Annotated in this window: 30 protein-coding genes; all 30 read left to right on the plus strand. The window is 41.9% G+C overall.

Features of this window, described 5'->3' with window-relative positions:
- The first annotated feature begins 2 nt into the window (after positions 1 to 2).
- The gene (locus ABZM97_RS08930) at positions 3 to 1463 is read left to right on the plus strand and encodes a flagellar hook-length control protein FliK (RefSeq protein WP_087991599.1); all 1461 of its coding nucleotides are present in this window, start codon (positions 3 to 5) and stop codon (positions 1461 to 1463) included.
- The gene (flgD, locus tag ABZM97_RS08935; protein WP_087991600.1) at positions 1460 to 1882 is read left to right on the plus strand and encodes a flagellar hook assembly protein FlgD; all 423 of its coding nucleotides are present in this window, start codon (positions 1460 to 1462) and stop codon (positions 1880 to 1882) included. Before ABZM97_RS08930 ends, flgD begins: the two co-directional genes overlap by 4 nt.
- Before the next feature lie 21 nt (positions 1883 to 1903).
- Positions 1904 to 2698, plus strand: a complete 795-nt coding sequence (gene flgG / locus ABZM97_RS08940) for a flagellar basal body rod protein FlgG (protein WP_087991601.1) — start codon at positions 1904 to 1906, stop codon at positions 2696 to 2698.
- A 38-nt stretch (positions 2699 to 2736) separates the two neighbouring features.
- Entirely contained in the window at positions 2737 to 2952 is a 216-nt protein-coding gene (swrD, locus tag ABZM97_RS08945) for a swarming motility protein SwrD (protein ID WP_087991602.1), read from the plus strand.
- The gene (gene fliL / locus ABZM97_RS08950; RefSeq protein WP_087991604.1) at positions 2949 to 3371 is read left to right on the plus strand and encodes a flagellar basal body-associated protein FliL; all 423 of its coding nucleotides are present in this window, start codon (positions 2949 to 2951) and stop codon (positions 3369 to 3371) included. Before swrD ends, fliL begins: the two co-directional genes overlap by 4 nt.
- 33 nt (positions 3372 to 3404) lie before the next feature.
- Complete coding sequence (gene fliM / locus ABZM97_RS08955; RefSeq protein ID WP_003220879.1) at positions 3405 to 4403, plus strand: flagellar motor switch protein FliM; 999 nt, start codon at positions 3405 to 3407, stop codon at positions 4401 to 4403.
- Positions 4393 to 5559, plus strand: coding sequence for a flagellar motor switch phosphatase FliY (gene fliY / locus ABZM97_RS08960; protein WP_087991606.1), 1167 nt, complete (start codon positions 4393 to 4395; stop codon positions 5557 to 5559). The genes fliM and fliY overlap by 11 nt, the downstream gene beginning before the upstream one ends.
- A 25-nt stretch (positions 5560 to 5584) precedes the next feature.
- On the plus strand, positions 5585 to 5947 hold the full coding sequence (gene cheY, locus ABZM97_RS08965) for a chemotaxis protein CheY (protein WP_014476812.1): 363 nt from the start codon (positions 5585 to 5587) through the stop codon (positions 5945 to 5947).
- 14 nt (positions 5948 to 5961) lie between these two features.
- The gene (gene fliZ / locus ABZM97_RS08970) at positions 5962 to 6621 is read left to right on the plus strand and encodes a flagella biosynthesis regulatory protein FliZ (protein WP_087991607.1); all 660 of its coding nucleotides are present in this window, start codon (positions 5962 to 5964) and stop codon (positions 6619 to 6621) included.
- The gene (gene fliP, locus ABZM97_RS08975; protein WP_087991608.1) at positions 6614 to 7279 is read left to right on the plus strand and encodes a flagellar type III secretion system pore protein FliP; all 666 of its coding nucleotides are present in this window, start codon (positions 6614 to 6616) and stop codon (positions 7277 to 7279) included. The genes fliZ and fliP overlap by 8 nt, the downstream gene beginning before the upstream one ends.
- Before the next feature lie 14 nt (positions 7280 to 7293).
- On the plus strand, positions 7294 to 7563 hold the full coding sequence (fliQ, locus tag ABZM97_RS08980) for a flagellar biosynthesis protein FliQ (RefSeq protein WP_003220888.1): 270 nt from the start codon (positions 7294 to 7296) through the stop codon (positions 7561 to 7563).
- Positions 7564 to 7570: 7 nt separating this feature from the next.
- Positions 7571 to 8350 carry a flagellar biosynthetic protein FliR gene (gene fliR / locus ABZM97_RS08985; RefSeq protein ID WP_003238525.1) on the plus strand — a complete coding sequence of 260 codons (780 nt, stop codon included), beginning with the start codon at positions 7571 to 7573 and terminating at the stop codon, positions 8348 to 8350.
- A complete protein-coding gene (flhB, locus tag ABZM97_RS08990; RefSeq protein ID WP_087991610.1) occupies positions 8350 to 9429 on the plus strand; it encodes a flagellar biosynthesis protein FlhB in 1080 nt (359 codons plus the stop codon). Before fliR ends, flhB begins: the two co-directional genes overlap by 1 nt.
- Positions 9430 to 9465: 36 nt before the next feature.
- Positions 9466 to 11499: a flagellar biosynthesis protein FlhA gene (flhA, locus tag ABZM97_RS08995; protein ID WP_087991611.1), complete on the plus strand. Its 2034-nt coding sequence runs from the start codon at positions 9466 to 9468 to the stop codon at positions 11497 to 11499.
- Positions 11499 to 12599, plus strand: a complete 1101-nt coding sequence (locus ABZM97_RS09000; RefSeq protein WP_087991613.1) for a flagellar biosynthesis protein FlhF — start codon at positions 11499 to 11501, stop codon at positions 12597 to 12599. Before flhA ends, ABZM97_RS09000 begins: the two co-directional genes overlap by 1 nt.
- On the plus strand, positions 12590 to 13486 hold the full coding sequence (flhG, locus tag ABZM97_RS09005; protein WP_202327675.1) for a flagellum location/number ATPase FlhG: 897 nt from the start codon (positions 12590 to 12592) through the stop codon (positions 13484 to 13486). Before ABZM97_RS09000 ends, flhG begins: the two co-directional genes overlap by 10 nt.
- A 1-nt stretch (position 13487) precedes the next feature.
- A complete protein-coding gene (gene cheB / locus ABZM97_RS09010; protein ID WP_253269094.1) occupies positions 13488 to 14558 on the plus strand; it encodes a protein-glutamate O-methylesterase CheB in 1071 nt (356 codons plus the stop codon).
- A gap of 5 nt (positions 14559 to 14563) precedes the next feature.
- Positions 14564 to 16579, plus strand: coding sequence for a chemotaxis protein CheA (gene cheA, locus ABZM97_RS09015; protein WP_253269095.1), 2016 nt, complete (start codon positions 14564 to 14566; stop codon positions 16577 to 16579).
- A gap of 21 nt (positions 16580 to 16600) precedes the next feature.
- Positions 16601 to 17071, plus strand: coding sequence for a chemotaxis protein CheW (cheW, locus tag ABZM97_RS09020; protein ID WP_087991619.1), 471 nt, complete (start codon positions 16601 to 16603; stop codon positions 17069 to 17071).
- Between the two features lie 18 nt (positions 17072 to 17089).
- Positions 17090 to 17719 (plus strand): CheY-P phosphatase CheC, encoded by a 630-nt coding sequence (gene cheC, locus ABZM97_RS09025; protein WP_087991620.1) that lies wholly within the window; start codon positions 17090 to 17092, stop codon positions 17717 to 17719.
- Complete coding sequence (cheD, locus tag ABZM97_RS09030) at positions 17716 to 18216, plus strand: chemoreceptor glutamine deamidase CheD (RefSeq protein WP_087991621.1); 501 nt, start codon at positions 17716 to 17718, stop codon at positions 18214 to 18216. The genes cheC and cheD overlap by 4 nt, the downstream gene beginning before the upstream one ends.
- A gap of 22 nt (positions 18217 to 18238) precedes the next feature.
- Positions 18239 to 19003, plus strand: a complete 765-nt coding sequence (gene sigD / locus ABZM97_RS09035; RefSeq protein WP_010331078.1) for an RNA polymerase sigma-28 factor SigD — start codon at positions 18239 to 18241, stop codon at positions 19001 to 19003.
- A gap of 28 nt (positions 19004 to 19031) precedes the next feature.
- The gene (locus ABZM97_RS09040) at positions 19032 to 19535 is read left to right on the plus strand and encodes a Swarming motility protein SwrB (protein WP_087991622.1); all 504 of its coding nucleotides are present in this window, start codon (positions 19032 to 19034) and stop codon (positions 19533 to 19535) included.
- Positions 19536 to 19678: 143 nt separating this feature from the next.
- The gene (gene rpsB / locus ABZM97_RS09045) at positions 19679 to 20419 is read left to right on the plus strand and encodes a 30S ribosomal protein S2 (protein ID WP_087991623.1); all 741 of its coding nucleotides are present in this window, start codon (positions 19679 to 19681) and stop codon (positions 20417 to 20419) included.
- A 101-nt stretch (positions 20420 to 20520) separates the two neighbouring features.
- Positions 20521 to 21402 carry a translation elongation factor Ts gene (gene tsf / locus ABZM97_RS09050; protein WP_087991624.1) on the plus strand — a complete coding sequence of 294 codons (882 nt, stop codon included), beginning with the start codon at positions 20521 to 20523 and terminating at the stop codon, positions 21400 to 21402.
- Between the two features lie 145 nt (positions 21403 to 21547).
- Positions 21548 to 22270 (plus strand): UMP kinase, encoded by a 723-nt coding sequence (gene pyrH / locus ABZM97_RS09055; RefSeq protein WP_039073977.1) that lies wholly within the window; start codon positions 21548 to 21550, stop codon positions 22268 to 22270.
- 1 nt (position 22271) lies between these two features.
- Positions 22272 to 22829, plus strand: a complete 558-nt coding sequence (gene frr, locus ABZM97_RS09060) for a ribosome recycling factor (RefSeq protein WP_087991625.1) — start codon at positions 22272 to 22274, stop codon at positions 22827 to 22829.
- 121 nt (positions 22830 to 22950) lie between these two features.
- Positions 22951 to 23733 carry an isoprenyl transferase gene (locus tag ABZM97_RS09065; RefSeq protein WP_087991626.1) on the plus strand — a complete coding sequence of 261 codons (783 nt, stop codon included), beginning with the start codon at positions 22951 to 22953 and terminating at the stop codon, positions 23731 to 23733.
- 3 nt (positions 23734 to 23736) lie between these two features.
- Positions 23737 to 24546, plus strand: coding sequence for a phosphatidate cytidylyltransferase (cdsA, locus tag ABZM97_RS09070; RefSeq protein WP_087991627.1), 810 nt, complete (start codon positions 23737 to 23739; stop codon positions 24544 to 24546).
- 60 nt (positions 24547 to 24606) lie between these two features.
- Positions 24607 to 25758, plus strand: coding sequence for a 1-deoxy-D-xylulose-5-phosphate reductoisomerase (dxr, locus tag ABZM97_RS09075; RefSeq protein WP_087991628.1), 1152 nt, complete (start codon positions 24607 to 24609; stop codon positions 25756 to 25758).
- Positions 25759 to 25763 lie beyond the last annotated feature (5 nt).

Genomic DNA, 25763 nt, shown 5'->3' on the forward strand with positions numbered 1-25763 from the left:
AGGTGAAGCTGCTTGAATTGGCGGGACCTTTGCTGCAAACTACAGCGGGTACTGCGGCTAAAACCGTGAAAAGTAGCCAGGGAGTTTTTCAAAACTGGCTTATGTCTGAGGCGGGCTTGAATGAAATCTCAGAACAAGGGAAGGATGCTCCTAATTCCGGAGACCAGCTAGCAGATGCCCTTAAAAAGATCAGTGATTGGCTAAAAGCAAGTCCTGAAGATCAAGACAAACATAAAGCGGAACTTCTGCAAACATTAAGCAAACTAACAGGGAAACAGCTGGATGAAACGTCTCAGCAATTGTTGCAGAATCTGTTGCAAGCAGTTGAATCAAAAACGTCCAGCGGGACGGATCAATTGCTCGCAGAATTAGACAAAATGACCTCAGAAGGTAAAACGGCTCTGGCTGACAATGATCCTGCTGCTGACAGTAATGGAGAAATGAATGTTGATACAGAGCAATCGAATCAGGATAATGAAGTATCTGAGGATGATAAAGAACTTGCCCTTATTCAAATGTTCATTAGCCAACTGCTAGAAGGGAATAAGCTGACTGAACGCGGGAATGGCAATGAAGCTCATGTCATTTACCAGAATGGAGAACAATTTCTTTCTGCGTTAGAAAAAAAGGGCGTATCTCAACAACTCATTCAGGATCTTAAACAGCAAATATTCACTAAAGATGAGTCGGGTTCAAAACTTTATTCGATGACAGCGTCAGAGCTGAAAAGTTTTCAAAGTTTAATGGAGCAAATGTCTATGCTTCCTCAAAAAGGGACTAAAGAATGGAATTTAGCTGAAAGCCAGCTGAAAGCTTTCTTGTTATCGAAATCATCCGAATCATCGCAAGACTTTGGAAAGCGTGTCCTCACACCGCTTTCACAGAATTCATTCAGCAAAAGCGCGTCGGATGCTTCTGGAAGTATTCAGCCCGTAGATAGTAAATCAGGACTCCAAATGCTTTTTTCAGGGTACAGGAACACTGGGGCAGTTCAACCACTCGATCTGCAGCAGCTCTCATCTGATTTACCGACTGTCGAGACAAAAACGGCGGCTGATCAAGTTATCAATGCGTGGAAGCAGATGAAATATACACCATTCGGCAGATCAACGGGAAGTTTCACCATTCGGCTGAATCCTGAACATTTAGGATTTGTCACAATCAAGCTGACAAATGAAAATGGGATGTTTCAGAGTAAAATTATTGCATCGAGTCAATCAGCAAAAGAACTGCTAGAACAGCATCTTCCTCAGCTGAAGCAATCACTGCCGAATATGGCCGTCCAAATTGACCGTTTTACTCTCCCGGTTCAAAGCGGGGATCAGCCGATATACGGCCAGCTTGCTGATGAACAGAGACAGCAGCAAGAGGGGCAGAAACAGCAAAGACAGAAAAAGGCATCAAATGATTTCGGCGATCTGCTCGATGAACTGTCGATGGTTGAAATGGAGGAAGAAGAATGACATCTATCAGTTCAGAATATAAACTGCCTGAAAAAACAAGCACCGTGTCAACTAACAATAGCAGCTTGGGGAAAGATGAGTTCTTAAAAATATTAATGGCCCAAGTCCAGAACCAAGATCCGCTCAACCCGGTTGATGACAAAGAATTTATCAGCCAAATGGCGACTTTTTCAAGCTTGGAGCAAATGGTGAATTTAAATACCACAATGGCTCAATTCGTCGAAAAACAAGATCCGTTTACAACGTACCTTGATTGGATGGGCAAAGAAGTTTCTTGGACTGCTGACGGAGGTGCAACAGAAAAAACAGGCACAGTAAACTCAGTAAAACAGTCAAAAGGAAAATATTATCTCGTTCTTAATGATGGTACTGAAGTCAGCCCGTCTAATGTGTTGAATGTCGCACAGTCTTCTAAATAAAAAAATCTGGGGGAATACATTATGTTACGTTCACTTTATTCTGGAATCAGCGGTATGAAAAATTTTCAAACAAAGCTTGACGTTATCGGCAACAACATTGCCAACGTGAATACAGTAGGATTCAAAAAGAGCCGTGTTACCTTTAAAGATATGGTAAGCCAAACGATTGCCGGCGGTTCTGCGGCTGGAGGAGCAATTGGAGGTACGAACTCTAAGCAGATCGGTTTAGGTTCATCATCTGGCACAATTGATACTATTCATTCAACAAGCGCAACACAAAGCACAGGAAGAACACTTGATTTAGCGATTGACGGTGACGGGTACTTTCAAATTGATTCAGGTGATGGAACAGTTTATACACGTGCAGGAAACTTCTATTTAGATAATACTGGAACACTTGTTACCGGTGATGGCTACCATGTGTTAAATATGACTGGGGGAACGATTCAGATCCCTCTTGATGCACAAAGCTTCAGTATTGGCTCTGATGGTAACGTATCAATCGTTGATGCAGGCGGCCAAACACAAGACGGCGGACAAATCGGGGTTGTTACTTTTGCAAACAGCGACGGTTTAGATAAAATCGGCAACAACTTATACCGTGAATCTTTAAACTCTGGAGCGGCAAGTGCAGCCAACCAGCCTGGTGACGGCGGTACAGGTTCCCTTAAATCAGGGTTTCTCGAAATGTCTAACGTTGATTTAACTGACGAATTTACTGAAATGATTGTTGCCCAGCGCGGATTCCAATCAAACTCAAAAATTATTACAACATCAGATGAAATCCTTCAAGAACTGGTTAACCTTAAACGTTAAGGAGGGAGGGGAGGCGATAATCGCTTCTCCGCTGTTTTATGATTAAAGTAACCCGTTTGAATGGGCAGCCCTTTACACTGAATGCGCTGTTTATTGAACAGATTGAATGCTTTCCGGATACTACAATTACTCTTTCAAATGGTAAGAAGTTTGTAGTAAAAGAAGATGAAGAAGCTGTTCTGGAAAAGATCGCAACTTTCTACCGAAAAATACAAATATTTTCAATGGATCAAGGAATAGAGGAACCGGAATGAAGAAAAATTTAATGATCATTTTACTAATTATTCTTATCGTAATAGGTGCTCTTGGGGCGGCGGCTTATTTTGTACTAGGCGGTGAGTCCGAAAAAAGTGAAACGGAAAAAAGCATTGATGAAATCGTTGCATCTTCTGTTGATGTAGAAGAGATCACAACAAATTTAAAGTCTGATAACATTATCCGGCTTGCTATTAAACTTGAGACCGACTCTGATAAATCAAAAGAAGAACTTGAAAAACGTGATTTTCAAGTGAAGGATGCTGTAATATCACTGCTGGCCGATACGAATGCTAATGCGATTGAGGGAGACAAGGGAAAAGAAGCCTTTAAGAAGGAACTAAAAGATAAAATAAATAGCTACCTCCAAGAAGGAAAAGTAGAAAAAGTGTATATTACCTCCTTTAATCTGCAATAAACAATCATTTGACAGAATACGGAGGTGAGGAAAATGTCAGGAGAAGTTCTCTCCCAAAATGAAATAGATGCACTGCTTTCTGCAATATCAACTGGTGAAATGGACGCTGAAGAGCTGAAAAAAGAAGAAAAAGAGAAGAAAGTGAAGGTTTATGATTTCAAACGTGCGCTGCGGTTTTCTAAGGATCAGATCCGCAGTTTAACGAGAATTCATGACAATTTTGCAAGACTTCTAACGACTCACTTTTCTGCTCAGCTCAGAACCTATATTCACATATCTGTCAGCTCAGTTGACCAGGTCCCGTATGAGGAATTTATCAGGTCAATACCGAACATGACGATTCTGAATCTGTTTGATGTCCATCCGATGGAAGGCAGAATTATGATGGAGGTTAATCCGACAATTGCTTATACGATGATGGATCGGGTAATGGGCGGTATTGGAATCAGTCATAATAAGGTTGACAGCTTGACAGAAATTGAAACAAAAATCATTTCTAATTTATTTGAAAATGCACTGGGAAATTATAAAGAAGCTTGGCAGTCAATTGCTGATATTGAACCGGAAATGACTGAGTTTGAAGTGAATCCGCAATTCGTTCAAATGGTATCTCCTAATGAAACGGTCGTGGTCATCTCGCTCAATACCCAAATCGGTGAAATCAGCGGTGTTATTAATCTTTGTATCCCGCATATTGTCCTCGAGCCGCTCATACCGAAGCTTTCGGTCCACTATTGGATGCAATCAGATAGAAATGAGCCGAAGCCTGAGGAAACAAAGTCGCTTGAAAAACGTATCATGACAGCACAAATACCTGTCGTGGCCGAGCTTGGCACATCTGAACTGACAATAGAAGAGTTTTTAAGTTTAGAAGTCGGAGACTGCATAACTTTGGACAAATCAGTCACGGATCCTCTTACTGTATTGGTCGGAGATAAGCCGAAATTTTTAGGACAAGCCGGCCGGGTGAATCGAAAACAGGCAGTGCAAATTTTAGATCACGACATAAGAGGTGAACAAGATGGAGAATAATAGATTATCTCAAGATGAGATTGACGCGCTTCTTAACGGCACTGGCGGTACGCCGGATGAGCCAGAGGTTCCGGAAGTACATGACTTATCGGACATGGAGCGTGATGCGATCGGTGAAATCGGAAATATTTCATTCGGCAGTTCTGCGACAGCCCTGTCAACGCTTTTAAATCAAAAGGTCGATATTACGACTCCGAGTGTAGCTGTCATTCCTAAAAGTAAAATCAGCGATGCGTTTCCTGAACCGTACGTAGCGATTGAAGTGAATTATACGGAGGGCTTTAGCGGCAGCAACCTGCTGGTCGTGGAACAAAATGACGCGGCGATTATCGCTGACTTAATGATGGGGGGAGACGGAAAAGGCGCGGACCCTTCACTGGGTGAAATTCATTTAAGTGCGGTTCAAGAAGCGATGAACCAAATGATGGGATCGGCAGCCACGTCAATGTCTACTGTATTCAGCAAAAAAATTGATATTTCACCGCCTCGGGTTGAATTGCTCGATGTTACTGAAGAAAAGGGAACAGACCGCATACCTGATGATGAAATGCTGGTGAAAGTGTCTTTCAACTTAAAGGTGGGAGATTTAATAGATTCCAGTATTATGCAGCTGTACCCGCTGTCATTTGCAAAAGATTTAATTGCAAATCTGATGAACACAGAAAGTGCAGAGGAAGAAACAGCGCCGCAGCCTGATGTTACATATGAGCAGCCGAAAGCGCCTGTGACGCCAGAGCCGCATATGGAACCGCAGCAGCAACAGCAGCAACAGCAGCAACAGCAGCAACAGCAACAGCCGCCAAAAAGGCAGGGAACACCAAAAAAAGCAGCACCAGTTCAGGTTTCGCCAGTGGAATTTTCCGCGTTTGATCCCAATGAGGCTTCTCAAGCCCCTATAAACAACTTGGATATGCTTTTGGATATTCCGCTTTCGATCACTGTTGAGCTTGGCAGAACGAAGAGAAGCGTAAAAGAGATTTTGGAGCTTTCTGCCGGAAGTATTATTGAGCTTGATAAGTTAGCCGGTGAGCCGGTAGATATTTTAGTGAATCGGCGAATCGTTGCCAAAGGCGAAGTCGTTGTCATTGAAGAAAACTTCGGAGTAAGAGTCACTGACATTTTAAGCCAAGCAGAGCGCATTAATAATTTAAAATAACGAAACACAAGGAGAGAAATAGATTATGGCACACAGAATTTTAATTGTAGATGACGCAGCATTTATGCGAATGATGATTAAAGATATTTTGGTGAAAAACGGTTTTGAAGTAGTAGCGGAAGCTGAAAATGGAGCACAAGCAGTAGAAAAATATAAAGAGCATTCTCCTGATCTTGTTACTATGGATATCACGATGCCGGAAATGGATGGTATAACAGCATTAAAAGAAATTAAACAAATTGATGCACAGGCAAGAATCATTATGTGTTCTGCTATGGGACAACAATCAATGGTTATTGATGCCATTCAGGCCGGCGCCAAGGATTTTATCGTAAAACCTTTCCAGGCAGACCGTGTGCTTGAAGCAATCAACAAAACATTAAGTTAAAGGGTGTACGGCTGTTGAAAAAGAGTCAATATTTCATCGCTTTTATTTGTTTTTTCGTTCTATACAGTGTACATCCGATTGCAGCTGCCGCGGCAGACTCTGATAATTCAACTGTAAACGAATGGTTTCAAAAGAAAGATGAAAAAACTGCAGATAAGTCAGAGCAAAAGGAAGAAAAAACAACACAAACTGCTGATGAGACGGAGGGGGCTGCTGCTCCTTCTGTCTCAGCTTTTGATTTCGTGAAGATGATTTTCGCTTTACTATTTGTTGTCATGCTGATTTACGGGCTGGTTAAGCTCATGAACAAAAGAAATCGGCTCCTTAAGCCTTTTCAATATGTTGAAAATATTGGCGGCACATCGGTCGGACAAAACAGATCCATCCAATTGATCAAAGTCGGAAAAAATGTGCTCGTCGTTGGTGTAGGAGAAACGATCCAGCTGCTGAAAGAAATTGAGGATGAAAAAGAGATTGAGGTTATTCTCAGCCAGCATGAAGAGGCAATGTCAAGCAAAATAGAGTGGCAAAAGATTGTCAAGCCGCTTAAGGGTTCTGAACATCAATCGCAGCAAAAACTGCCTTCATTTTCAAAAGCGTTAAAAGAGCAGCTTGAAGAGTTAAAACAAAACCGTTCTGAAGGAAAAAAGAAAGGCCCACGTCATCATGAATGAGTTTATAAATATTTTCAGTTCAAGCGATCCGCAAAACGTAAGTTCATCTGTTAAATTACTATTATTGTTAACTGTATTTTCAGTGGCGCCTGGAATATTGATTCTTATGACTTGTTTTACTCGCATCGTCATTGTTCTATCATTTGTCAGGACTTCACTGGCGACACAATCTATGCCGCCAAACCAGGTTCTGATCGGGCTGGCGCTGTTTTTAACGTTTTTTATTATGGCTCCTACTTTTTCAGAGATTAATAAAGAGGCGCTGACGCCATTGATGGACAACAAAATCAGCTTGGACGAAGCGTATACGAAAGCTGAGGAACCAATTAAAGAATTTATGAGTAAACACACAAGGCAGAAGGATCTGGCGCTGTTTATGAATTACGCGAAAATGGATAAACCCGAATCATTAAAGGATATCCCGCTAACAACAATGGTTCCCGCTTTTGCCATATCGGAGCTCAAAACAGCGTTTCAAATAGGTTTTATGATTTTTATCCCATTTTTAATTATAGATATGGTCGTAGCGAGCGTCTTAATGTCAATGGGAATGATGATGCTCCCTCCAGTTATGATTTCTCTGCCCTTTAAAATATTACTTTTTGTTTTAGTAGACGGCTGGTATTTAATTGTGAAATCTTTGCTTCAGAGCTTTTAGGGTAGGTGCTAAACGTGAGTTCAGAATTTGTAATTTCTATGGCGGAAAAAGCCGTATACGTAACGCTGATGATCAGCGGGCCATTATTGGCTATTGCTTTACTGGTCGGTTTAATCGTCAGCATATTTCAGGCGACAACTCAAATACAGGAACAGACTTTGGCGTTTATTCCGAAAATCGTGGCAGTTCTTCTGGCCCTGATTTTTTTTGGCCCATGGATGCTGTCTACCATTCTTTCATTTACAACAGAGCTGTTTTCTAATTTAAATCGTTTTGCAGGGTAATGTAGAGATGAATTCGATTATTGATTTATTTCCTGCTTTTTTATTGGTTTTTATTAGAATTTCTGCTTTTTTTGTAACGATTCCGCTATTCGGACACCGAAATGTACCAGCTGTTCATCGAATTGGATTTGCTTTTTTTCTCGCGGTCATTTGTTTCAGCACCATTGATAAACCTCCCTCTTTAGAGATAGATGGGCAATATATGCTTCTGGCGTTTAAAGAAGCTTTGGTTGGTCTCTGTCTGGGATTAATCGCTTATATGATGATCGCCGCAGTTCAAATTGCCGGCTCGTTTATTGATTTTCAAATGGGTTTTTCAATTGCGAACGTTATTGATCCGCAAACCGGAGCACAAAGTCCGCTGATCGGCCAGTTTATCTATACGATGGCACTTTTGTTTATGCTCAGTGTCAACGCCCATCATTTGCTGCTCGACGGTATTTATTACAGCTTTCAGTATATTTCAGTTGATCAGGCATTTCCGAATTTCGGCGATGAGAAGTTTGCTTATTTTATCGCCAAAAGCTTTAATGCGATGTTTATTATTGCTTTTCAAATGTCAGCACCTGTTGTGGCCAGTTTGTTTCTGGTTGACTTAGCATTAGGCATTGTGGCTCGAACTGTTCCGCAATTAAATGTATTTGTGGTCGGTCTGCCCTTAAAGATCGCTGTCAGTTTCATCATGCTCATTGTGTGTATGTCTGTTATCTTCGTCGTTGTGCGGAATGTCTTCAGTTTAACGATTGAAACGATGCGGAATCTTTTAGCATTGGTCGGTGTTTCTTAATGAAGCTTAGAGTTGACCTGCAGTTTTTTGCGGGAGAGAAAACAGAAAAAGCCACTCCGAAAAAACGGCAGGATACGCGAAAAAAAGGACAGGTTGCCAAAAGTGCTGATGTCAATACTGCCGTTTCTTTATTAGTGATATTCCTTTCACTCATTGCGATTGGGCCGTTTATGAGGGACAGACTGCTGTCATTTATAGAAACATTTTATACCAAGTCGCTCTTAATGAAGCTTTCAGAATCAAATGTGCATATGCTGTTTATCAGCTTATTAAAGGATACGGCTTTTGTGCTTGCGCCGATTATGCTTGTCGCTCTTGTCGCAGGGGTCGTCAGCAACTATATGCAGGTTGGCTTCTTATTTTCTACAGAGGTCATAAAGCCTAAGCTTGAAAAACTTGATCCGATTAAAGGCTTTAAACGGATTTACAGCATGCGGGCAATAGTAGAACTGCTTAAATCCATTCTGAAAATCACTGTAGTCGGTTTTTCTGCTTTCGCTGTGCTTTGGCTGCATTATGGAGAAATTCTCCGGCTCCCGCTTCTGACACCCGAAGAGGCACTTTCTTTTGTTTCAAAACTCACCCTGTGGATGGGGCTGAGCGGTGCAGGGGCTTTGTTGGTTCTTGCTGGTCTCGATTATTTATATCAAAAGTTTGACCATGAGAAAAACATCAAAATGTCAAAACAGGATATAAAAGATGAGTACAAAAAGTCTGAAGGAGACCCGATTATCAAGTCTAAAATTAAACAAAGACAGCGGGAAATGGCAATGAGGCGGATGATGCAGGAAGTTCCAAAAGCAGATGTCATTATCACAAACCCGACTCACTATGCGATTGCCCTGAAATATAACGAAGAAAAAATGGACGCTCCTTATATCGTTGCAAAAGGTGTTGACCACCTCGCGTTAAATATCAGGAAAATTGCGAAAGAGCATGATGTCATGATGGTCGAAAACAGACCGCTTGCCCGTGCGTTATATGATCAGGTAGAAATTGACCAGGCTGTGCCGGAAGAATTTTTTAAAGTCTTGGCTGAAATTCTGGCTTACGTATATAAAACAAAACAAAAAGTATAATTGAATTTTTCGATTTAAAAGGAGAGAAAAAGCAGCATGTCAACAAGAGATTTATCCGTTTTAATAAGTGTTGTCCTCATTGTGGCGATGCTGGTGATTCCATTTCCTCCATGGCTGTTAAGTATTTTGATCATTATTAATATTTCTCTTGCATTGATCGTGCTTCTTACCACAATGAATATGCAGGAAGCGCTGCAGTTTTCGATATTCCCGTCACTGTTGCTGCTTTTAACCCTATTTCGTTTAGGCTTGAACGTCTCAACGACCCGTTCAATTCTTTCACATGGTGAAGGCGGAAAAGTCGTCGAGACGTTCGGAAATTTCGTTGTCGGCGGAAATGTATTAGTTGGACTTGTTGTATTTATCATCCTGATTATTATTCAGTTTATCGTCATTACGAAAGGTGCTGAACGTGTTTCCGAGGTTGCAGCAAGATTTACGCTGGACGCAATGCCGGGGAAGCAGATGAGTATTGATGCTGATTTAAACGCAGGGATGATTACCGAACAGGAAGCGAAGCACCGCCGCGAAAAAGTGGCAAGAGAGGCTGACTTTTATGGAGCGATGGACGGTGCCAGTAAATTTGTAAAAGGTGACGCGATTGCCGGAATCATCATTGTCATGATCAATATTATTTTCGGTATCGTTATCGGAATGCTTCAGCAGGACATGTCCATTCAAGAGGCCGCTTCAAAATTTACGATGCTGACTGTAGGAGATGGGATTGTTTCGCAAATTCCGGCGCTGTTAATTTCTACAGCTACGGGTATTGTCGTGACAAGAGCTGCCTCTGAAGGAAACTTAGGGCATGACATTACAGGTCAGCTGTTTGCTTATCCAAAGCTTTTATACGTCGCAGCATCTACAATTCTGCTTCTTGGTATTTTCACTCCGATTGGCATTTTTCTGACGGGACCGCTTGCGGGACTGCTTGCTTTCGGCGCTTATATGCTATCTAAATCAGGTAAGGAAAAAGAAGAAGTGGACGAGATTCTCGAGGAAGAGGCTGAGGTTGACGACCTTAAAAGCCCTGAAAGCGTTGTTCAGCTTCTGCACATAGATCCGATAGAATTTGAGTTTGGATATGGTTTGATACCGCTTGCTGATGCCAATCAAGGCGGTGATTTATTAGACCGAATTGTGATGATTCGCCGTCAATTGGCCCTGGAACTCGGCCTTGTCATTCCTGTGGTGCGCATCAGAGACAATATAGCATTGCAGCCTAATGAATACCGATTAAAAATTAAAGGGAACGAAATAGCAAAAGGCGAGCTGTTGCTTGATCATTATTTAGCAATGTCGCCTACGCCGGAAGATGATCTCATTGAAGGGATTGAAACTGTGGAACCGTCATTCGGACTGCCGGCAAAATGGATTGGCGAATCGATAAAAGATGAAGCTGACATGCTTGGTTATACAGTTGTTGATCCTGCTTCAGTCGTTTCAACCCATATTACAGAGAAGATTAAGCAGTATGCCCACGAATTGATCGGGAGACAGGAGACGAAACAGCTGATCGATCACTTGAAAGAAACGTATCCGGTGCTTGTTGAAGAGGTTACGCCTAATCCGTTGTCTGTCGGTGATATTCAGAAGGTGCTGGCTAAGCTTTTAAAAGAAAAAGTTTCAATCCGAAACTTAGTAACGATTTTTGAAACGCTTGCTGATTATGGAAAATTAACAACAGATTCTGATCTTTTGACAGAGTATACAAGACAGGCGCTGGCTAAACAAATAACTGCCCAGTTTTCCAAAGAAAACGAAGTGTTGAAGGTTGTTACTTGTTCGGGCCGTGTAGAAAAGGCGATAGCTGACGGTGTACAGCAAACGGAACACGGAAATTATTTGTCGCTTGAACCAGATATTTCAGAAAGTATTGTGCGCTCTGTCGCTAAAGAAGCCGAACAGCTCTCATTACGTCAGGAAACTGCGATTCTTCTATGTTCGCCCCCTGTCAGAATGTATGTGAAACAGCTTCTGGAACGATACTTCCCTGATCTTCCGGTACTCTCATATAACGAACTTGAGGCGAATGTTGAGGTACAAAGCATTGGAGTGGTGGATATTTAATGAAAATAAAAAAATTTACTGCTGCTTCAATGCAAGAAGCGGCACTTCTTATCAGAAAAGAGTTAGGTAATGATGCCGTCATCTTAAATTCGAAAAAGATCAAAAAGCGGAAATGGTTTGGACTCATCAACAAGCCTGCTGTTGAAGTAATTGCCGTATTGGATCAGGACTTTCCTAAGAAAAAAACACCTCAGAAGGAAGCTGAGCCGGAACAAACCTTAAAAACTCCGGTCAGCAGTCCGAAAATAGAAGAGAGGACATATCCCCCTCAATTTCCGCAGCCGCATGAGCCTGGTGATTTTTCAGTTTATCAATCTGTACTTCCTGAGCCGCTGCGAAAAACAGAAAAGCTTTTGCAAGACAGCGGGATTAAAGAGTCAACGAAGACGAACGCGCTGAAAAAATTGCTTCGATGCTCTGTGGAAACGGGCGGTCTGACGGAAGAAAACGTGATCGGTAAACTCGAAGATATACTATGTGATACACTGCCTTCAGCAGACAAGTGGCAGGAGCCTATTCATTCAAAGTATATCGTGCTGTTTGGTTCAACCGGAGCAGGTAAAACAACAACACTGGCTAAGCTCGCAGCCATATCTATGCTTGAAAAACAGAAAAAAATCGCTTTTATTACAACAGATACGTATCGGATTGCAGCTGTTGAACAGTTGAAAACATACGCCGAACTGCTGCAGGCTCCTCTGGAAGTTTGTTACACAAAAGAAGAATTCGAGAAGGCGAAAGAGTTATTCACTGAGTATGACCATGTGTTTATCGATACAGCTGGAAGAAACTTCAAGGAACAGCGGTTCATTGATGAATTGAAAGAGACAATCCCTTTTGAGAGCAGTATTCAGTCATTTCTCGTTTTATCCGCGACTGCAAAATATGAGGATATGAAGCATATTGTCAAACGGTTTTCATCTGTCCCTGTCAATCAGTTTATTTTTACGAAAATAGATGAAACTGCTTCCTTAGGTTCTGTATTTAATATACTTTCAGAATCCAAAATGGGTGTCGGGTTTATCACAAACGGCCAGAATGTGCCGGAGGATATACAGACTGTATCACCTCTTGATTTTGTAAGGATGCTGTGCAGATGAACAGATTTGACCAAGCAGCAACTTTACGGGCGAAAATGGAAAAGCGTCAGCGTGTTCTGCCAATGGTTTATTCACAAAAAGCAAAGACACTTGCTGTCATCAGCGGCAAGGGCGGTGTCGGGAAATCCAATATTACCTTAAACATGGCCCTTGCGCTGCAGGATAAAGGTAAGAAGGTACTGCTCATCGATCTTGATATCGGGATGGGGAACATTGATATATTAATGGGAAACTCATCTTCCGCCACAATTATCGATATATTAACCGATCGTAAACCTTTGATGCAGTCATTATCCACTGGGCCAAAGGGTTTGCGGTATATATCAGGGGGAACCGGTCTTGATGTGATGTTTCGGCTGGATCAGAGAAAATGGACGTTTTTTGCCAATGAGCTTTCTCATGCGTTAAGCCAGTTCGATTATGTCCTGTTTGACATGGGAGCGGGCTTATCAAAAGATCAGCTGCCTTTTATTTTATCAGCGGAAGATATTTTGATCATAACAACTCCCGAACCGACGGCCATTATGGACGCATACAGCGCTGTCAAGCACTTAGTTTTGACAGAAAATAAGCTTTCAATGAAGGTGGCTGTCAATCGGTGCCGTGATCAAAAGGAAGGGCTGGAGGCTTTTACCCGCCTTTCCCGCACGATTCATATGTTTTTAGATGTTCAGGTTCAGTTTGCTGGTTCCATTTCTGACGATGCGATCGTGAGCAAAGCAGTTGTCGAACAGGTTCCTTTTTTCATAAAAAGTCCTCAGGCAAAAGCCAGCCGGTCAGTCCGTCTTTTAGCGGACGCCTTGTTTGAAAGAGAAGAAACAAGACACAAAGAAGACAAACAGACATTTATTGAGAAATTATCTTCTTTTTTAATGAGGAGGGCTTAATTTGATTCGTGTGCTTGTAGTTGATGATTCAGCTTTCATGAGAAAAATGATAAGTGATTTTCTAACCGAGGAAAAGCAGATAGAAGTAATCGGAACTGCGAGAAACGGAGAAGAAGCGCTTAAGAAGATCGAATTGCTAAAGCCGGATGTTATTACTCTTGATGTTGAAATGCCGGTCATGAATGGGACAGACACACTGCGCAAAATTATTGAGATTTATAACTTGCCGGTCATCATGGTGTCAAGCCAGACTGAGAAAGGAAAAGCGTGCACAATTAATTGTTTAGAGATCGGTGCCTTTGACTTTATTACAAAGCCATCGGGTTCTATATCTCTGGATTTGTATAAAATTAAAGAACAATTAGTTGAGCGTGTTGTCGCGGCTGGACATTCCGTACAGAGGAAACATCCAGTATCACAGGCAGTGCGGCCTGAGCCTATAGTGCGTGCTGTAAAGCCTGATTTAAGCAAACTGAAAACAAGCACAGGCAGACAAATTGTGTGTATCGGCACATCAACAGGCGGTCCGAGGGCGTTACAAAAGGTGATACCGAAGCTTCCTAAGGATTTGAGCGCACCAGTGGTTGTTGTTCAGCACATGCCTGAAGGTTTTACTGCTTCTTTGGCTGAGCGTCTGAATCATTTATCTGACATTCAAGTAAAAGAAGCTAAAGATGGTGAAGCAGCTCTTAACGGTTGTGTTTACATAGCACCGGGCGGAAAAAACATATCTGTTATCAAAAACAGCGGGGGACTCCAGATCGTTCTTGATAATCTCGATACACCGAGCCGTCATAAACCGTCAGCCGATTATTTATTCCGTTCTGTCGGTAAACTGGCAGACTATGAAAAAGTAGCGGTTATTATGACCGGGATGGGTAGTGACGGCACTGCCGGCCTCAAAGACATGCTTACGGCCGGCAATGTGAAAGCCATTGCGGAGTCTGAAGAATCTTGTGTCGTATATGGGATGCCAAAAGCTGCTGTTAAAGCGGGCCTCATTCATGAGATTAAACATGTGAAAGATATCGCAGCATCCATCACAAGCTGTGTGAAAAAAGAGAGGGTGTGATTCAAATGGATATGAATCAGTATTTAGATGTCTTTATTGATGAGAGTAAAGAACACTTACAAACATGTAATGAAAAGCTTCTCCTTTTAGAGAAAGACCCGACTGACCTTCAGCTCGTTCATGATATATTCAGGGCTGCCCATACATTAAAAGGAATGAGCGCAACGATGGGCTATACGGATTTAGCACATCTAACCCACCTGCTTGAAAACGTGTTGGATGCATTCCGAAACGGAGACATGGCAGTTACCGCAGACTGGCTTGATATTTTGTTTGAAGCCCTGGACCACCTGGAAGCTATGGTTCAGTCTATTATTGACGGCGGAGATGGTAAAAGAGATATCTCAGAAGTAAGCGCCAAGCTTGATGTTAATGGTGCGCATGCTGAAACGGCTGCTTCTGAGGAACCTGCAGAAGCACAGAGTTCAGCATCTGATTGGGAATATGACGAATTTGAACGGACTGTCATACAAGAAGCTGAGGAGCAAGGTTTTAAACGATATGAAATCAAAATTTCTCTGAACGAAAACTGTATGTTAAAAGCAGTTCGTGTATATATGGTGTTTGAAAAGCTTAATGAAGTCGGAGAAGTAGCCAAAACAATCCCAAGTGCGGAAGTGCTCGAAACAGAAGATTTCGGCACTGGCTTTCAAGTTTGCTTCTTAACACACCAATCAGCGGAAGAAATTAAACAATTAATCAATGGAGTTTCAGAAATTGAGCATGTCGAAGTCATTCAAGGGGCTCCTTTAACATCAGCTGAAAAGCCGGAAGAACCTAAGTCGGCGGATTCACCAGCCCCTGTACCTGTTAAGCAGGAGAAACAAAAACAGCCTGCTAAAAACGATGACCAGGCGAAGCATACAGCCGGCGGATCTAAAACAATTCGTGTCAACATTGACAGACTTGATTCTTTAATGAACTTATTCGAAGAGCTTGTCATTGACCGCGGGCGTCTAGAGCAGATTGCAAAAGAGCTTGAGCACAATGAACTGACTGAAACAGTTGAACGAATGACCAGAATTTCCGGAGATTTGCAATCGATTATTCTAAATATGAGAATGGTTCCGGTTGAAACTGTTTTTAACCGGTTCCCGAGAATGATTCGCCAGCTTCAAAAAGAGCTGAATAAAAAAATAGAACTGTCGATCATCGGTGCGGAAACTGAACTGGATCGAACAGTAATTGATGAAATTGGAGATCCTCTCGTGCACTTGATCAGAAACAGTATTGATCATGGTATCGAGTCTCCGGAAACGCGCTTGCAAAAAGGAAAAACGGAATCGGGAAATGTTGTGCTGAAAGCCTATCACAGCGGCAACCATGTCTTTATCGAAGTAGAGGATGACGGTGCAGGCCTTAATCGTAAAAAAATTCTTGAAAAAGCGCTTGAGCGCAGCGTCATTACGGAAAAAGAAGCCGAAACCTTAGAAGACAATCAAATTTACGAATTGATCTTTGCTCCAGGGTTCTCAACTGCTGATCAAATTTCTGATATTTCCGGCCGCGGCGTCGGACTTGATGTTGTGAAAAATAAACTGGAGTCTCTTGGCGGTTCAGTCAGTGTAAAATCTGCAGAAGGCCAAGGCTCTCTATTCAGCATCCAGCTTCCGCTTACATTGTCCATTATTTCAGTTCTGCTGGTCAAATTGGAAGAAGAGATATTTGCCATTCCGATTTCTTCAATCATTGAAACAGCAGTTATTAACAGAAAAGACATTTTACAAACGCATGACCGTGAAGTGATTGACTTCAGAGGGCACATTGTCCCTGTCGTTTATTTAAAAGAAGAGTTTAAAATAGAAGATACAAGATTAGACGCGGAACAGCTCCATATCATTGTCGTGAAAAAAGGCGACAAACCTACTGCATTTGTGGTGGACTCCTTTATTGGCCAGCAGGAAGTTGTGCTGAAATCACTCGGAGATTATTTAACAAACGTCTTTGCAATTTCCGGAGCTACTATTTTAGGAGACGGAGACGTAGCACTCATTATTGATTGTAATGCACTGATTATTTAACCATTCGAGGAGGTGTCTCACATGACTGCAGAAATTAAAACAGGCGAAAAAATGATTGTCTTTGTGGTAAATGGCAAAGAATATGCCATTTCCGTCACTCAGGTGAAATCAATTGAAAAATGGCAAAAGCCGACGAGAGTGCCTGGCGTCGAACCATATATTTGCGGGGTAATCAATTTGCGCGGGGTGGTGACTCCGGTTATTGATTTAAGAAAGCGCCTGAATTTGCCAGAGTATGAAATTACCGATGAAACACGAATTATCATTATTGCTTATCGTGATATTGAAGTCGGCTGGATTGTGGATGAAGCGAATGATGTGATTACCGTACACGAAAATGAAATAGAATCTGCTCCAGAAAGCGTCCAGAAAGATACAGATGTATCGATCGAACAGATTGTGAAACAAGAGAACAGACTTTTAAATATTATTGATGCGAACGCGGTTTTGGATAAAGAATCATCTCAGTCCGCTGTGCCCGATCAAGCTTAATCTTAAAGGGGTTATGACATGAGTATTTTTAATGGAATCAAAGAAGAGCAGATGGACATTTTGCGGGAAGTCGGCAATATTGGCGCCGGCCACTCCGCCTCTGCAATGGCCCTGCTGTTAAATAGAAAGATAGATATGGAAGTCCCGTTTGCAAAGCTGCTGTCTTTCGATGATCTTGTCGATTTTTTCGGCGGCGCCGATATCCCGGTTGCCAGCATCTTTTTAAGAATGGAAGGCGACTTAACGGGTTCAATGTTCTTTATAATGCCTTTTTATCAGGCGGAGCAGTTTATCAGAGAGCTGATTGGAAACCCCGAATTTGATATAGAGGACTTAGGTGAAGATCATATGAGCTCATCCGCTTTGCATGAACTGGGCAATATTTTAGCAGGGTCATATTTAACAGCCTTGGCGGATTTGACGAAACTCCAGCTTTATCCAAGCGTTCCTGAAGTTTCATTGGACATGTTCGGCGCTGTGATCAGCGAAGGGCTGATGGAGCTCAGTCAGGTTGGAGAACACGCTATTGTTGTCGACACGTCAATTTTTGACCAAGGCCATCAGCAGGAGCTGAAAGCGCATATGTTTATGCTGCCGGACTATGATTCGTTTGAAAAGCTCTTTGTCGCCTTGGGTGCATCAATATGAGTACAACTGAGGCTGTTGTTGTAAAGGTTGGAATTGCTGACGTAAAGATCGCCCGCTTTCCAGATACCATCCGGACCTCTGGTTTAGGATCATGTGTGGGGCTGGTGCTTTACGATAAAGAAAAGCAAACAGCGGGGCTTGTCCATGTTATGCTGCCGGATTCAACATTATCGAAAACTGCCGAACTCAATCGGGCTAAGTACGCTGACACCGCCGTGAAAACCACAATTGATATGCTGGTAGAAGCGGGGTGCCGGAAATTTGCATTAAAAGCAAAGTTAGCCGGCGGATCAGAAATGTTTAAATTTAAATCGACAAATGATTTGATGAAGATCGGACCGAGAAATGTATTAGCGATAAAGGAACAGCTGTCTTTATATAAAATTCCCATCATTAGTGAAGATACGGGCGGCTCAAGCGGCCGGACGATAGAATTTGAACCGAAGTCCTGCATGCTGCATATTCGAACTGTTAAACAAGGTGAAAAAACGATTTAATTAAGGTATTAGGGGGATAACAATGCAATCCTTGAATTATGAAGATCAGGTGCTTTGGACGCGCTGGAAAGAGTGGAAAGATCCTAAAGCCGGTGACGATTTAATGCGCCGTTACATGCCGCTTGTCACATATCATGTAGGCAGAATTTCTGTCGGACTGCCAAAATCAGTGCATAAAGACGATCTTATGAGCCTTGGTATGCTTGGTTTATATGATGCCCTTGAAAAATTTGACCCCAGCCGGGACTTAAAATTTGATACCTACGCCTCGTTTAGAATTCGCGGTGCAATCATAGACGGGCTTCGTAAAGAAGATTGGCTGCCCAGAACCTCACGTGAAAAAACAAAGAAGGTTGAAGCGACAATTGAAAAGCTTGAACAGCGCTATCTTCGGAACGTAACGCCCGCAGAAATTGCAGAGGAACTCGGAATGACGGTACAAGATGTAGTGTCAACAATGAATGAAGGTTTTTTTGCCAATCTGCTGTCAATTGATGAAAAGCTTCATGATCAAGATGATGGTGAAAACATTCAGGTCATGATCAGAGATGACAAAAATGTTCCGCCTGAGGAAAAGATTATGAAGGATGAACTGATTGCACAGCTTGCCGAAAAAATTCACGAACTCTCTGAAAAAGAACAGCTGGTAGTCAGTTTGTTCTACAAAGAGGAGTTGACATTGACAGAAATCGGGCAAGTATTAAATCTTTCTACGTCCCGCATATCACAGATCCATTCAAAGGCACTATTTAAATTAAAGAATCTGCTTGAAAAAGTGATTCAATAATGAATTTCATGGTTAGCGAGTGAAAAACATGTCAACACTATTATGGCTTTTAAGCTTTGCGCTCCACGGCGTTCTTCTGTACGCTGTCATTATCCTGTATACGAGGCTCGCGGCTGTGAAAGAAACAGAAAAACAGCAAAAAAAGATACTTGAAGAGACGGAAAACACTTTAGCGGCATTTCTTCTTGAATTAAAAGAAGAAAATGAGAAACTGATAGAAAATACCGATTCACCTTCAAGCCAAGCCGAAAAAGAAACCCAAAAGTCAGACCTTCAGCGCTCTGAAAATTATGCAGAGCGGGATGAAGTTCAAGAAGAAGAGAATCTTCCTGAACATATTGAAGGCCTGATTACTGAGGTTGAGCGTCAGGAAGAGAGCGTAAACAGCGATGTCCAATCTTTTGAAGACCAGGTCATAGATTTATATGAACAGGGGTATTCAGCCAGTCAAATAGCTCAGAAACTGAAGAGCGGAAAGACAGAAATCGAGCTATTTTTAAAATTTCGCTCCAAAGGTGTAAAGGATTCTTGATTGTCGGATAAAGCTGTGTTATATTATGTCTTGGTGTTAAATACACACGCTTAACGATTTATGCAGAGGGTGCTGCAGGCGGCAGTTCTGCACAAAAATGACCTAAGCGGAGGAAAAAAACCATTATATTAGGAGGAAATAACATGTCAGTCATTTCTATGAAGCAATTGCTTGAAGCTGGTGTTCACTTCGGTCACCAAACACGCCGTTGGAACCCAAAAATGAAGCGTTACATTTTCACGGAGCGTAACGGAATCTACATCATTGACCTTCAAAAAACAGTCAAAAAAGTAGAGGAAGCTTACAACTTCACTAAAAATCTTGCTGCTGAAGGCGGGAAAATCCTTTTCGTCGGAACAAAAAAACAAGCTCAAGATTCTGTTAAAGAAGAAGCTCAGCGCTCTGGCATGTACTATGTCAACCAACGCTGGTTGGGCGGTACATTAACAAACTTTGAAACAATCCAAAAACGTATTAAACGTCTTAAAGACATTGAAAAAATGCAAGAAAACGGTACGTTTGAAGTACTTCCTAAAAAAGAAGTCGTTCAATTGAAAAAAGAATTAGAGCGTCTTGAAAAATTCCTAGGCGGAATTAAAGATATGAAGGGTCTTCCTGATGCATTATTCATCATCGATCCTCGCAAAGAGCGCATCGCTGTTGCGGAAGCTCGCAAATTAAACATCCCTATCATCGGTATCGTAGATACTAACTGTGATCCAGATGAAATCGATGTTGTAATCCCAGCGAACGATGACGCTATCCGTGCTGTTAAACTTCTAACTTCTAAAATGGCAGATGCAATCCTAGAAGCGAAGCAAGGCGAAGAAGAAGCGGAAGTTGCTGAAGAAACTGCACCAGAAACAGAAACAACAACTGCGTAACCTATTTAAAAGGTGATAAGAGGGACTGCCTTTTATCACCTTTTTTCAAGAAAAATGTGTGATATACATACTCTTGTTTAAACATATAAGGAGGAATACAAATGGCAATTACTGCACAGCAAGTAAAAGAACTGCGTGAAAAAACTGGCGCGGGCATGATGGACTGTAAAAAAGCGTTAACTGAAACTGACGGAGATATGGATAAAGCAATTGACCTTTTAAGAGAAAAAGGAATTGCGAAAGCAGCTAAAAAAGCTGACCGTATCGCAGCTGAAGGTTCTACTATTATTAAAACTGACGGCAACAAAGGTGTTATCCTTGAAGTCAACTCTGAAACTGACTTCGTTGCGAAAAACGAAGGCTTCAAAGAGCTTCTTAACACTTTAGCTGACCACCTTCTTACAAATGCTCCAGCAGATGTTGAAGAAGCAATGGGTCAAAAAATGGAAAATGGCGCTACTGTTGAAGAGTACATCACAAGCGCAGTTGCTAAAATCGGTGAGAAAATCACTCTTCGCCGCTTTACAGTTCTTACAAAAGACGACAGCTCTGCATTCGGTGCTTACCTTCACATGGGCGGTCGCATCGGCGTATTAACTGTTCTCAACGGTACTACTGACGAAGAAACTGCGAAAGATATCGCAATGCACGTTGCTGCAGTGAACCCTCGTTATATTTCTCGTGATCAAGTATCTGAAGAAGAAAAAAATCATGAGCGTCAAATCTTAACTCAGCAAGCCCTTCAAGAAGGCAAACCTGAAAACATCGTAGCGAAAATGGTTGAAGGCCGTCTGAACAAATTCTTCGAAGAAATTTGTCTTTTAGACCAAGCGTTCGTTAAAAACCCAGATGAAAAAGTGAAACAAGTTGTTGCAGCGAAAAACGCAACTGTTCAAACTTTTGTCCGCTATGAAGTTGGAGAAGGCATCGAAAAACGTCAAGAAAACTTTGCTGAAGAAGTAATGAACCAAGTGAAAAAATAATGGCGAAAAGACTTCGCGGCGAAGTCGCGTCTTTTCAGGCAGTATAGGGGACACACTTTGTGTTCCCTATTTTTAAAACTATATTTACAAACCTTTTTTTCTCTTGCATAATAGAAAACGGCAATGTTTACACTTGGAGGTTATCATGGAAAAACCAAAATACAAACGTATCGTATTAAAGCTTAGCGGAGAAGCATTGGCAGGAGAACAGGGAAACGGAATTAACCCAACTGTCATTCAATCCATTGCAAAGCAAGTGAAAGAAATCGCTGAGCTTGAAGTCGAAGTGGCTGTTGTAGTAGGCGGAGGCAACTTATGGCGCGGAAAAACAGGAAGTGACCTGGGCATGGACCGTGCGACTGCTGACTATATGGGAATGCTGGCGACAGTTATGAATTCGCTTGCTCTTCAAGACAGCTTGGAAACACTCGGAATCCAGTCCAGAGTGCAAACATCCATTGAAATGAGACAAGTTGCTGAACCGTACATAAGAAGAAAAGCGATACGCCACTTAGAGAAAAAACGTGTCGTTATTTTCGCTGCGGGCACAGGAAACCCATATTTCTCAACTGATACGACAGCTGCACTGCGGGCTGCTGAAATTGAAGCAGACGTTATTTTAATGGCGAAAAATAATGTTGACGGTGTGTATAATGCTGATCCTAGAAAAGATGAAACAGCTGTTAAGTATGAATCACTTTCTTATCTTGACGTTCTAAAAGACGGCCTGGAAGTCATGGATTCAACAGCATCATCTTTATGTATGGATAATGACATTCCGCTTATCGTCTTTTCTATTATGGAAGAAGGAAATATCAAACGCGCCGTTATCGGTGAATCAATCGGAACGATCGTGAGGGGGAAATAACGTGTCAAAAGAAGTATTAACTCAAACAAAAGAAAAAATGGAAAAAGCAATTGCTGCTTATCAGCGCGAATTGGCTACTGTACGTGCAGGCCGTGCCAATCCATCTTTATTAGATAAAGTAACGGTTGAATATTACGGAGCACAGACACCTTTAAATCAGCTGTCTTCTATTAACGTGCCTGAAGCTCGTATGCTTGTGGTAACGCCTTATGACAAAACAGCTATTGGTGATATCGAAAAAGCGATTTTAAAGGCTGACTTAGGCGTAACGCCGACAAGTGACGGGAATATGATCCGAATTGCAATTCCTGCGCTGACAGAGGAAAGACGGAAAGAATTAGTCAAAGTTGTAAAAAAATATGCTGAAGAAGCGAAAGTAGCTGTCCGAAATGTACGCCGCGATGCGAACGATGATCTCAAAAAGCTTGAGAAAAACGGAGACATTACTGAGGATGAACTGCGTGCTTCCACTGAAGACGTTCAAAAACTGACAGATGAATATGTGTCAAAAATTGACGGTGTCACAAAAGACAAAGAAAAAGAAATCATGGAAGTTTAATGAAAAACTATGTACAATAGATAATAGTGAAAAGACCCTCTCATGTTTACAGGGGGTTTTTTTGTTAATACTGTTGATTATCAGCAGGGAATGCAACCTTTTTGGGTGACGGAGGAATCTCATGCTCAACATACTCAAAAATTGGAAGAATCAGCAAACTGCGGCTTCCAACTTAGAACGTTATACAAAAGAAGACATACTTAAGGGAGAAATTCCCGAACACATCGCCATTATCATGGATGGAAATGGCCGTTGGGCTAAAAAGCGCTCTCTTCCCCGAATTGCAGGCCACCATGAGGGGATGAAGGTGGTAAAAAGGACAACGAAGCTTGCGAACGAACTAGGTGTCAAAGTACTGACATTGTATGCATTTTCAACAGAGAACTGGAAGAGGCCGAAAATGGAAGTCGATTTTTTAATGAAGCTTCCGGAAGAATTTTTAAATACGTATCTTCCAGAGCTTATTGAGGAAAATGTACGGGTTCGGATCATAGGAGATGAAACGGCTCTGCCGGCGCACACCTTACGTGCAATTGAAAAGGCTGTACAGGATACGGCGCAAAACGACGGAATGATCCTTAATTTTGCTCTCAATTATGGAGGCCGTACTGAAATTGTCACTGCTGCAAAATCACTCGCGGAAAAAGTGAAGGAAGGGTCTTTGAATATTGAAGACATTGATGAATCACTTTTTTCTAATTATTTAATGACTGAATCTTTGCAGGATCCTGAACTTTTAATTCGAACGAGCGGTGAGATCAGACTGAGTAATTTTATGCTATGGCAGGTTGCCTACAGCGAATTTGTCTTTACTGACGTCCTGTGGCCTGACTTTAAAGAAGATCACTTCTTAGAGGCGTTAGGAGAGTATCAGCGGAGGGGCCGGAGGTTTGGCGGAATTTAGAGGATGGTGGACATGAAACAAAGAATTTTGACAGGTGTTCTGGCAGCAATTGTATTTTTATTTTTGGTTATTGTCGGGAAATTGCCGTTCACCATATTAGTTTATGCTATGGGCAGTGTAGCGCTTTTTGAACTATTACGGATGAAAAAGCTGAGAATGGTTTCACTGCCAGGTTTGATCGGTCTTTTATTATTGTGGATGTTCTTATTGCCAAGCCAGTATTCGTTTTTAGAGGCGGATGGTATTTCAAAAGTGGAAATCGCTTTGTTCGCGGTACTGCTTTTGCTGACTTACACAGTGTTGGTGAAAAACACCTTTACTTTTGATGAAGTCGGGTTTATTACGCTTGCAGCAATTTACATTGGAATGTGTTTTCATTATTTTATAGAAATCAGAAATCTTGACCAATTTGGGTTAACATACATTTTTTACGCGTGTGTTGTGATTTGGTCTACTGATTCCGGTGCATATTTTGTCGGGAAAGCGCTCGGTAAGCGAAAACTGTGGCCTGAAATCAGTCCGAATAAAACAGTGGAAGGATTCGCAGGCGGAATTGTCATCGCACTTGTACTTGCGACGATTTTTCAACTTGTTGTACATCTTCCGATCCCGTATATCTATCTGCTGTTGATCACACTGTTTTTATCCATTTTCGGACAACTTGGAGATTTAGTGGAATCCGCCTTGAAAAGACATTACGATGTTAAGGATTCTGGGAATATTCTCCCGGGTCATGGCGGTATCTTGGACCGTTTTGACAGTTTCTTGTTTGTCATGCCTTTCTTGTACTTTCTGCTTGCTCTTTTTTCATAAAAAAGTCTAATATGAATATGAGAATGATTATGCAGCAAAAAGAATAGGAGTCGTGGCACTTTGAAAAATATTTGTCTTTTAGGAGCAACAGGATCGATCGGCGAACAGACGCTTGACGTATTGCGTACGCATCAAGATCAATTTCAGCTGGTATCTATGTCGTTTGGCAGAAATATTGATAAGGCTGTTCCGATGATAGAGGCTTTTCAGCCGAAGTTTGTCTCTGTCGGTGATCTGGATACATATCATAAATTAAAACAAGTTTCTTTTTCATTTGATTGCCAAATCGGGCTTGGAGAAGAAGGCCTGATTGAAGCGGCAGTTATGGAGGAAGTCGATGTTGTTGTCAATGCCTTGCTCGGAAGCGTCGGTCTTATCCCGACGTTAAAGGCAATTGAACAGAAAAAAACAATTGCGCTTGCAAATAAGGAAACTCTTGTCACTGCCGGGCATATAGTTAAAGAACATGCTAAGAAATACGATGTTCCGCTGCTGCCTGTTGACAGTGAGCATTCGGCAATATTTCAAGCACTCCAAGGCGAACAGGCAAAAAATATTGAACGCCTCATCATTACAGCCTCCGGCGGAAGCTTTCGGGACAAGACGCGGGAGGAGCTCGAATCAGTAACAGTTGAGGACGCATTAAAACATCCGAATTGGTCAATGGGTGCAAAAATTACGATCGATTCGGCTACAATGATGAATAAGGGATTAGAGGTGATTGAGGCACATTGGCTTTTCGATATCCCATATGAACAAATTGATGTGGTTTTACATAAGGAGAGCATCATCCATTCAATGGTTGAGTTTCATGACAAAAGTGTGATCGCACAGCTTGGAACTCCTGATATGAGGGTTCCAATTCAATATGCCCTAACCTATCCTGACCGGTTGCCATTACCAGATGCCAAAAGGCTTGAATTATGGGAAATCGGCTGCCTTCATTTTGAGAAAGCTGATTTTGACAGGTTCCGATGCTTACAATTTGCGTTTGAATCAGGTAAAATGGGAGGAACAATGCCGACAGTGCTAAATGCAGCAAATGAAGTAGCTGTCGCTGCCTTTTTAGCCGGTAAGATACCGTTTTTGGCTATTGAAGACTGTATCGAAAAGGCACTATCCCGCCATCAGGTAATGAACAAACCGAACCTGGCGGACATTCAAGAAGTGGACAAAGATACCCGGGGATACGTCAATTCAATACTCACATAAGGTGG

This window comes from Bacillus vallismortis (assembly GCF_040784915.1).
In the GTDB taxonomy this organism is placed as follows: Bacteria; Bacillota; Bacilli; order Bacillales; family Bacillaceae; genus Bacillus; species Bacillus subtilis_G.

Bases quoted from the DNA above. Each gene is read 5' to 3' on its own strand.
- ABZM97_RS09065 (WP_087991626.1), top strand. From the start codon at position 22,951: ATGCTCAACATACTCAAAAATTGGAAGAATCAGCAAACTGCGGCTTCC.
- rpsB (WP_087991623.1), top strand. From the start codon at position 19,679: ATGTCAGTCATTTCTATGAAGCAATTGCTTGAAGCTGGTGTTCACTTC.
- ABZM97_RS09000 (WP_087991613.1), top strand. From the start codon at position 11,499: ATGAAAATAAAAAAATTTACTGCTGCTTCAATGCAAGAAGCGGCACTT.
- flhB (WP_087991610.1), top strand. From the start codon at position 8,350: ATGAAGCTTAGAGTTGACCTGCAGTTTTTTGCGGGAGAGAAAACAGAA.
- cdsA (WP_087991627.1), top strand. From the start codon at position 23,737: ATGGTGGACATGAAACAAAGAATTTTGACAGGTGTTCTGGCAGCAATT.
- fliM (WP_003220879.1), top strand. From the start codon at position 3,405: ATGTCAGGAGAAGTTCTCTCCCAAAATGAAATAGATGCACTGCTTTCT.
- fliP (WP_087991608.1), top strand. From the start codon at position 6,614: ATGAATGAGTTTATAAATATTTTCAGTTCAAGCGATCCGCAAAACGTA.
- swrD (WP_087991602.1), top strand. From the start codon at position 2,737: ATGATTAAAGTAACCCGTTTGAATGGGCAGCCCTTTACACTGAATGCG.
- flgG (WP_087991601.1), top strand. From the start codon at position 1,904: ATGTTACGTTCACTTTATTCTGGAATCAGCGGTATGAAAAATTTTCAA.
- cheD (WP_087991621.1), top strand. From the start codon at position 17,716: ATGAGTACAACTGAGGCTGTTGTTGTAAAGGTTGGAATTGCTGACGTA.
- cheA (WP_253269095.1), top strand. From the start codon at position 14,564: ATGGATATGAATCAGTATTTAGATGTCTTTATTGATGAGAGTAAAGAA.
- flhA (WP_087991611.1), top strand. From the start codon at position 9,466: ATGTCAACAAGAGATTTATCCGTTTTAATAAGTGTTGTCCTCATTGTG.
- ABZM97_RS09040 (WP_087991622.1), top strand. From the start codon at position 19,032: ATGTCAACACTATTATGGCTTTTAAGCTTTGCGCTCCACGGCGTTCTT.
- fliR (WP_003238525.1), top strand. From the start codon at position 7,571: ATGAATTCGATTATTGATTTATTTCCTGCTTTTTTATTGGTTTTTATT.
- fliL (WP_087991604.1), top strand. From the start codon at position 2,949: ATGAAGAAAAATTTAATGATCATTTTACTAATTATTCTTATCGTAATA.
- cheW (WP_087991619.1), top strand. From the start codon at position 16,601: ATGACTGCAGAAATTAAAACAGGCGAAAAAATGATTGTCTTTGTGGTA.
- cheC (WP_087991620.1), top strand. From the start codon at position 17,090: ATGAGTATTTTTAATGGAATCAAAGAAGAGCAGATGGACATTTTGCGG.
- cheY (WP_014476812.1), top strand. From the start codon at position 5,585: ATGGCACACAGAATTTTAATTGTAGATGACGCAGCATTTATGCGAATG.
- fliY (WP_087991606.1), top strand. From the start codon at position 4,393: ATGGAGAATAATAGATTATCTCAAGATGAGATTGACGCGCTTCTTAAC.
- pyrH (WP_039073977.1), top strand. From the start codon at position 21,548: ATGGAAAAACCAAAATACAAACGTATCGTATTAAAGCTTAGCGGAGAA.
- flgD (WP_087991600.1), top strand. From the start codon at position 1,460: ATGACATCTATCAGTTCAGAATATAAACTGCCTGAAAAAACAAGCACC.
- sigD (WP_010331078.1), top strand. From the start codon at position 18,239: ATGCAATCCTTGAATTATGAAGATCAGGTGCTTTGGACGCGCTGGAAA.
- tsf (WP_087991624.1), top strand. From the start codon at position 20,521: ATGGCAATTACTGCACAGCAAGTAAAAGAACTGCGTGAAAAAACTGGC.